Source organism: Streptomyces sp. NPDC059994 (assembly GCF_042737755.1).
Taxonomy (GTDB): domain Bacteria; phylum Actinomycetota; class Actinomycetes; order Streptomycetales; family Streptomycetaceae; genus Streptomyces.
The window spans coordinates 43,677-51,779 of sequence record NZ_JBHWUR010000048.1 but is presented as its reverse complement, the minus strand read 5'-3'; the positions used below and the strand labels follow the sequence as shown (position 1 = coordinate 51,779).

General features: G+C 70.1%; 2 protein-coding genes and 1 pseudogene. 2 read left to right on the top strand and 1 reads right to left on the bottom strand.

The genetic code is table 11. The annotated features are described in order from the left end of the window. Positions 1–300: 300 nt before the first annotated feature. The gene (locus tag ACFWA7_RS23045; RefSeq protein ID WP_385824896.1) at positions 301–4,797 is read left to right on the top strand and encodes a HAMP domain-containing protein; all 4,497 of its coding nucleotides are present in this window, start codon (positions 301–303) and stop codon (positions 4,795–4,797) included. 161 nt (positions 4,798–4,958) lie between these two features. Further along, positions 4,959–7,388, top strand: a complete 2,430-nt coding sequence (locus ACFWA7_RS23040; protein WP_385542498.1) for a SpoIIE family protein phosphatase — start codon at positions 4,959–4,961, stop codon at positions 7,386–7,388. Positions 7,389–7,407: 19 nt separating this feature from the next. Here ACFWA7_RS23040 and ACFWA7_RS23035 read toward each other — a convergent pair. Further along, a pseudogene (locus ACFWA7_RS23035) lies at positions 7,408–7,785 on the bottom strand (IS110 family transposase); the annotation flags it as partial. Positions 7,786–8,103: the final 318 nt, after the last annotated feature.

Sequence of the window (8,103 nt, the reverse complement as noted above, 5' to 3'; positions counted from 1 at the left end):
CGCGTGGGATCTACCAGCGGTACCAGCGGCTGCGGGGGCCAGGTAACTCTCCGCCGGTGCTATGCGGTTCGCTGTCTGCGGGCCGGGTGAGGTACCGTCCCGGACGATATGATCGGCTCGGACCGGTTTCGGCGCGGCCCTTGGCCGAGCGCGAAGCCGGGTCGGGCGTTGACGGTGGCGGGCCTGTGGCCTGGCGCTTTACGAGGAAGGCGGCGTCTCATGGTCGGATCGACGAAGCCCCCCACACAGCGCACGACGGGCGTCGGCACCGCGCAGGTCGCTGAACCGGACCTGCGGCGCCTGCTGGCCGGGCTGACCGCCGTTCGCGACGGCGACTTCGGCACGCGGCTGCCCGACGATGCCGACGGCCTGCTGGGCGAGATCGCCACCGTGTTCAACGGCATGGTCGACCAGCTCTCCCTGTTCACCTCCGAGGTGACCCGGGTGGCGCGAGAGGTCGGAACCGAGGGCCAGCTCGGCGGGCAGGCAGCGGTGCCCGGCGTGTCGGGGACCTGGAAGGACCTGACCGACTCCGTCAACGCGATGGCCGGCAACCTCACCAGCCAGGTCCGCGACATCGCCCAGGTCGCCACCGCCGTCGCCAAGGGCGACCTGTCACAAAAGATCGATGTCGCGGCCCGCGGCGAGATCCTGGAGCTGAAGAACACCGTCAACACGATGGTGGACCAGCTGTCCGCGTTCGCGGACGAGGTGACGCGGGTGGCCCGCGAGGTCGGCAGCGAGGGGCGCCTCGGCGGGCAGGCGCAGGTGCCGGGCGTCGCCGGGACCTGGCGGGACCTGACCGACTCGGTCAACTTCATGGCGGGCAACCTCACCGACCAGGTCCGCAACATCGCCCAGGTCACCACCGCCGTCGCCAAGGGCGACCTCTCGCAGAAGATCACCGTCGACGCGCGGGGGGAGATCCTGGAGCTGAAGAACACCGTCAACACGATGGTGGACCAGCTGTCCGCGTTCGCGGACGAGGTGACCCGGATGGCCCGCGAGGTCGGGACCGAGGGCATCCTCGGCGGCCAGGCCGACGTGAAGGGCGTTTCGGGGACCTGGCGGGACCTGACCGACTCGGTCAACTTCATGGCCGGCAACCTCACCGCGCAGGTCCGTTCCATCGCGCAGGTCGCCACGGCGGTAGCCGAGGGCGACCTCTCGCAGAAGATCAACGTCACCGCGCGCGGCGAGATCCTGGAGCTGAAGGAGACCATCAACACGATGGTCGACCAGCTCTCCTCCTTCGCCGGGGAGGTGACGCGGGTGGCCCGCGAGGTCGGCACCGAGGGCAAGCTGGGCGGCCAGGCGGACGTGCGCGACGTGTCCGGCACTTGGCGCGACCTGACCGAGTCCGTCAACGTCATGGCCGACAACCTCACCGACCAGGTCCGCTCCATCGCTGAGGTGACCACCGCGGTCGCCCAGGGGGACCTGTCGCAGAAGATCCGGGTGGACGCGCGGGGCGAGATCCTGGAGCTGAAGGAGACCATCAACACGATGGTCGACCAGCTCTCCTCCTTCGCCGGCGAGGTGACGCGGGTTGCTCGCGAGGTCGGCACCGAGGGCAACCTTGGCGGCCAGGCCACCGTCCGCGGCGCTTCCGGCACCTGGAAGGACCTCACCGACAACGTCAACGTGATGGCCTCCAACCTCACCGGCCAGGTCCGCTCGATCGCCCAGGTCGCCACCGCGGTCGCCAAGGGCGACCTGTCGCAGAAGATCAACGTCGAGGCCAAGGGCGAGGTCGCCGCGCTGGCCGGGGTGATCAACACAATGGTCGATACGCTCTCCGCCTTCGCGGACGAGGTGACCCGGGTGGCCCGCGAGGTCGGCACCGAGGGCACGCTGGGCGGCCAGGCCCGGGTGCCGAACGTCGCGGGCACCTGGAAGGACCTGACCGACAACGTCAACTTCATGGCCCACAACCTCACCAGCCAGGTCCGCAACATCGCCCAGGTCACCACCGCCGTCGCCAGGGGCGACCTGACCCGCAAGATCGACGTAGACGCCCGGGGCGAGATCCTGGAGCTGAAGACCACCATCAACACGATGGTCGACCAGCTGAGTGCGTTCGCCGCCGAGGTCACCCGGGTGGCCCGCGAGGTCGGCAGCGATGGCCGGCTCGGCGGGCAGGCCGAGGTCGAGGGCGTCTCGGGCACCTGGAAGCGGCTCACCGAGAACGTCAACGAACTGGCGGGCAACCTCACCCGTCAGGTCCGTGCGATCGCCGAGGTGACCAGCGCGGTGGCCGCCGGCGACCTGACCCGTTCGATCACCGTCGACGCCTCCGGTGAGGTCGCCGATCTGAAGGACAACATCAACTTCATGGTGGAGTCGCTGCGCGAGACTACCCGGGCCAACGAGGAGCAGGACTGGCTGAAGTCCAACCTGGCCCGGATCTCCGCCCTGATGCAGGGCCGCCGCGACCTCGCGGTGGTCGCCGAGCTGATCATGGACGAAATCACGCCTCTGGTGTCGGCCCAGTACGGTGCCTTCTACCTCGCGGAGGACGCCGACGACACCGTGTCCCTCAACCTGATCGGGTCGTACGCCTTCCCTCCCGGCTCGAAGTCCACCAGCTTCAGGCTCGGAGAGTCGTTCGTCGGCCAGGCGGCCCGCAGCCGACGCACGATCGCCGTGGACGCCCTTCCGGCGGGCTACGTCAGTGTGTCGTCGGGCCTGGGGCGGGCTGAGCCCGTCTCGCTGGTGGTGCTGCCGATCATGGTGGAGGAGCAGGTCCTCGGCGTCATCGAGCTGGCCACCGTGCGAACCTTCACCCCCGTCCATCGCGCTTTCCTCGAGCAGCTGATGGAGACCATCGGCGTCAACGTCAACACGATCATCGCCAACGCGCGCACCGACGAGCTGCTCGGCGAGTCCCAGCGGCTGACCGGTGAGCTCCAAGCCCGTTCAGCGGAACTCCAGGCCCGGCAGGAGGAGTTGCAGTCCTCGAACGCGGAGCTGGAGGAGAAGGCGGTCCTGCTGGTCTCCCAGAACCGCGACATCGAGACGAAGAACCTGGAGATCGAGCAGGCCCGCCAAGAACTGGAGGACCGCGCCCACCAGCTCTCCCTGGCGTCGACCTACAAGTCGGAGTTCCTGGCCAACATGAGCCACGAGCTGCGTACCCCGCTCAACAGCCTGCTCATTCTCGCCCAGTTGCTGGCACAGAATCCGAGCCGGAACCTGACGGCCAAGCAGGTCGAGTACGCGGGCATCATCCACTCCGCCGGCTCGGACCTGCTTCAGCTGATCAACGACATCCTCGACCTGTCCAAGGTCGAGGCGGGGAAGATGGACGTCACCCCCGAGCGGATCCCGCTGCGAAAGCTGCTCGACTACGTCGAGTCCACGTTCCGCCCGCTGACGAGCCAGAAGAGCCTGCGGTTCACCATCGAGACCGCGCCGGCGGTGCCCGCCGACCTGCTGACCGACGACTACCGGCTGCGGCAGGTGCTGCGCAACCTGCTGTCCAATGCGGTCAAGTTCACCGAGAAGGGCAGCGTGGAGCTGCGGATCGAGGTGGCGGACGACGCGCGTGTGCCGGAGGTCGCCCGCCGCGACGACGGCCCGGTGATCGCCTTCCACGTCGTGGACACCGGCATCGGGATCGAGCCCCAGCACCTGGAGAGCGTGTTCGGGGCATTCCAGCAGGCGGACGGGACGACCAGCCGCAAGTACGGCGGCACCGGCCTGGGCCTGTCCATCAGCCGGGAGATCGCCTTCCTCCTCGGCGGTGCGATCACCGCGGACAGCGTGCCGGGCCAGGGAAGCACCTTCACCCTGTACCTGCCCGCCGCGCGGCCCGAGTTCGTGGAGTTGGATGCCCAGAACTCGCGTGCGGCGCTCGAAACAAGCTCCACCGACCTGGATCCCGTTGCGGGCGGGACTGAGACGTCGGCGCCCCCAGCGGTAGCCGAAGTGGCCCAGCCCAAGCGGCTGCTCGTCATCGAGGAGCGGCCGCGCGGCCTGCTGTCGCTGGTCGCGGAGAGTGCCGTCGCCGACCTCGCGGGCCACCCGAACCTCGGGGACCCGCGCGCGGCCGTGGAGGTTATCACCACGGTTGGCGCCCAGGAGGCGGCGGCGACGCTGGCCGCGACGCCGTGCCACTGCGTGGTGCTGGAACTCGACCTGCCCGACGGCGCGGCCCTGGACTTCCTGGAGGAGATGGCCCGCGACGCGGCCCTGCACAGCGTGCCGGTCCTGGCGCACAACAACCGCCGCCTGGGCGCCGCGCAGGAGCAGGCGCTGCAGCAGCGGGCCACCGGGCAGCCACTCGAACTCCTCTCCAGCTTGGACGAGCTGCGCGAACGCATCGCCCTCCACCTGAGCGCCGACCAGCCCGGTGACGTGCTGCCGCTGGTGCGCACCGAGGGTCCGGCCGCCGCACCGGCCCAGCAGGTCGACGGCTCACTCGCCGGGCGGACCGTGCTGGTCGTGGACGACGACGACCGCAACCTCTACGCACTCACCGGGATCCTGGAACTGCACGGCATGCGGGTGCTGCAGGCCGAGAACGGACGCGCGGCGATCGACGCCCTCACCGGGCACAGCGGTATCGACCTGATCCTGATGGACGTGATGATGCCGGAGATGGACGGCTACGCCGCCACCACCGCCATCCGCGCGATGCCCGAATACGCGGACCTGCCGATCATCGCCGTCACCGCCAAGGCCATGATCGGCGACCGGGAGAAGAGCCTCGCCTCCGGAGCCAGCGGCTACGTCACCAAGCCGGTCGACGCACTCGACCTGATCGCCCGCATCGAACAGTGGCTGCGCCCCTAGGAGGCCCCCGATTTCTTCCCCCAGCGGTCGGATTCACCCCAGACCGCAGCAAGCGTTACCGTTCGAAGTGGTGCACGTCGGGCCCCGCTTGCAAGATCTTCGTCGGACTTTCAGCCTGCCCGACCGCCGCACCGACGACCACGCCAGCCGAGGAGACACCGATGCACGACTCCCAGCCGCCTCGGACCACAGCAGGATCCGGGGCAGCTCAGGCATCTCACCCGGTCGCGGTGGAGCGTGGAGTGGCCGACCGGTCCCCTGAAGCGCCGACCCCGCAGGCGGGCGGGGGCGTGATAGGTCGGCTGACGTCCACGGTCGAGCGGCTGCGCGGCGAGCTGACCCGGGCGCAGGCGCAGGCGGACGGGCGGGCGCTGGTCGAACTCGCCAAGGGGATCCTGGTGGAGCGGCTGGGCGTTTCCCCCGCCGAGGCCGGCAGTCAGCTCGACACGTTGGCCGACCAGTCGAAGGTGTCGGTACTGGAGTTGGCGGCCGACCTGGTCAACCAGGCCTCGCACGACCGGATCGCCGACCTCGCCCGCGAGTTCGTGGCCTCCGCGGGCGAGCCGTCAGTAGGCGTTCGGCTGCGCAGCGCCGAGACGGGGATACTGGGTGCCTCCGATGTCCAGGCCGTGGCGCAGTCGGTGCTTGAGCAGGCGTTGCGGCCGCTCGGGGCGCAGGCTGTGGCGATCTGGGCGGCCGACTCCGACCAGTCCCTGACTCTGGCGGGCAGCGCCGGGTTCGCCGAGGAGGAGGCGATGCGTTGGCGCCACGTCCCTCCCGGTGTGCCCGTCCCGGCGCGCCGAGCGCTGATCGACCGGGCCCCTGCGGTCTACGAGTCGCTGGCCGCAGCGGGGCTCCCGTCGATCGGTCAGCGGGAGTTCGGCGGCGGACGGCTGACGGTGCCCGCCGGAGCGGGCGGCCGGATCACCGGCGTCCTGGAGATCTGCTGGCGTGGCGCTCTGCCCGCGCAGTCGCAGTCGCTGCAACGGCAGTTCGAGGCCCTGGCCGAGCTGTGCGCCACCGCCCTTGAGTCCCGGCCGGTAAACGGCAGCGGCGAGGGCGGCGTCGACTCGCAGACGGTCGACCTGCTGGAGCTGGTCCACGGCCTGCAGGACCCCTGCCTGGTACTGCAACCGGACCTGGATGCGGCCGCCCGGGCAGGTGATTTCCTCATCAAGCACATCAACCCGAGCTTCGAGGACTTCGCCGGCCGACCGCGCAGCGCCGTCGTCGGTGCTCGACTGCTGGAGGCCTACCCACTGGCCGCCGAACCGGGTGGCCTCTTCGAGAAGATCGAACACGTTCTGGCAACCGGTGAATCGTTCCGCTCGCCGGGGATGAGCCTCTCCGCGCTGGTCGACGGCGTCCCCCTGACCACCCGGGCCAGTGTGAGCATCAGCCGCCACGGGACCCGTGTGGTCGTCGTCTGGCGGACCGAAGACGGAACCGCCCGTGTCGCCGGCCTGCTGCAGCACGCACAGCGGCTTGGGCGCATCGGAGGGTTCGAGGAGAACCTGCGCACCGGAGAGATCGCCTGGAACGACACCCTGTTCGACCTCCACGGCCTGCCGCCCCACGCCGAGCCCATCCCGCTCGAACGCCTGCCCGCCCATGCGCACCCCGACGACGAACACACCATCGGCCGGTTCCTGCGCACCCTGCTGCACCACCAGCGGCCCGCCTCCACCGCCTTCCGCCTCCAGCGCGCCGACGGCATCGCCCGCCACATCCGGGTCGTCGCCGAACCCGTTCTCGACGCCGACGCCCGCATCACCGCTGTCCGCGGCGCCTACCAGGACGTCTCCGCGCAACACTGGACCGAGGTCGCTCTCGCCGCCACCCGCGACCAGCTCGCCCAATCCGAACAGCAGGCCGCCGAGCGCAACCGACTCGCCCTGCAACTGCAGCACGCCATCATGCCGCCCAGCCGCGGCCCGCTGGATCTACACGGTCTGCGCGTCGCTGTTCGCTACCGGCCCGCCGAGAAGGACCACCTGGTCGGCGGAGACTGGTACGACGCCCTCGCCCTGCCCACCGGCCAGGTGCTCCTGTGCGTGGGCGATATCGCCGGCCACGGCATCGAAGCCGCCACCGGCATGGTCGCCCTTCGCAACGCTCTGCGCGGCCTGGCCGCCACCGGCGCCGGCCCAGGCCAGCTCCTGGGCTGGCTCAACACCGTGACGCACCACCTGACCGACAACGTCACCGCGACGGCCATCTGCGCCCTGTACGAGCCGCGGACCCGCGCTCTGCGCTGGGCCAGGGCAGGCCATCTCCCGCCCGTCCTGCTGCGCGGCGGTCAGGCCACCGCACTGCCCACCGTCGCCGGGATCCTGCTCGGCGCGATAGACCAGGCCGACTACGAAGAGGGCGAAATCCAGCTGGAGGCCGGAGACACCCTGATGATGTACACCGACGGCCTCATCGAACGCCGGGACCGCTCCCTGGAGGAATCACTCGACGACCTGCTCAGCACAGCCGGAGCCGCCGACGGCCATGCGGAGCTTGAGCGTCGGCTCGACCACCTTCTGCGATACAGCAGTTCCGACACCGACGACGACACCTGCCTGATCGGGATCACCGTCCGCTGAACCCACCACGCCCCGCTCGGAGGAAGCGGCGGAGCCGACCCCTGACGCGGGTCGCGTCCGCGATGACGAGCGCGTCTCGGGCGTCGGTCTTGGCCTCGCCCGGATAGAGGTCGGCGATCCGCCGCATCGTCAGTCCGGGCAGGTAGGCGACCTGGCAGCCCATGTCCCGGGCCACGGCCAGTGGCAGGGCGCCGATGGAGGCGGGCTGGTCCACGATCACCAGAACGGTGCCGAACTTCGCAGTCAGCTTGTCGAGGACGGCCCGCAGCTTCGGCTCGCTGTTGGGCAGCTGCTTGTCGAGGACCTTCTTGCCGGCCGGGGCGAGTCCGTGGCCGTGATGAGCACTCTTGCCGACGTCCAGGCCGAGGAACACGCCCACGTCTTCGGGGTCGAACATCGCGCCCTTTTCGGGGTGTTGACGTGCCAGCCTTGACGGTGGTGTCGTACGCGCGCATCCACGTTATGCAGACCTGCCGCCCGTTCGCGGCCGGGCATTGTGCCCGGCTGGGCGGTGGCCGGACCTCTCATCAGCGTCTCCGACGGCACCTCCCAGGCCCGGTGACACCCCCCCAGGTCATCCGTTAGACAGGGGGACACAGTCATACCGGGCCCGGAGGCCAGCGGCCCCGTTGCAGGACCGCGAAAAACATCACGGGGGAAGGGGTGGGGTGGAGCGAGGGGGGCCGGTGAGAGGGGCTCATACCGCAGGCTGGGC